1 protein-coding gene is annotated in these 253 nt (G+C 43.9%); it reads right to left on the bottom strand.

Annotated features, from left to right (window positions below):
* Positions 1-155 precede the first annotated feature (155 nt).
* Positions 156-253 (bottom strand): IS3 family transposase (locus H8K52_RS20910; protein ID WP_186924824.1); only part of this gene is annotated, 98 nt, incomplete at its 5' end.

The raw sequence follows: 253 nt of genomic DNA on the forward strand, positions 1-253 counted from the left end.
GCCACATTTCCAACTCCCCTTGTTGACGATCCCGATGAAATTTGAAATTCATTACAATTCGAATTTCGAATTTCTCATGTCGAATGGGGTGCCGGCAATGTTGACGCCCATCCAAAATTGACCAGGTGGGGGTGCGGATATTTTCTTGGACTGATTTATGTTGTTAAACCCAAGCGCTCTCTGTATTCAATCGGGCTGAGATAGCCTAGGGACATTTTAATACGCTTTTCGTTATACCAGCGAATGTAGGCAT

Origin of the sequence: Affinundibacterium seohonense (assembly GCF_014284305.1) — a bacterium.
Taxonomy (GTDB): Bacteria; Pseudomonadota; Gammaproteobacteria; order Burkholderiales; family Burkholderiaceae_D; genus Undibacterium; species Undibacterium seohonense.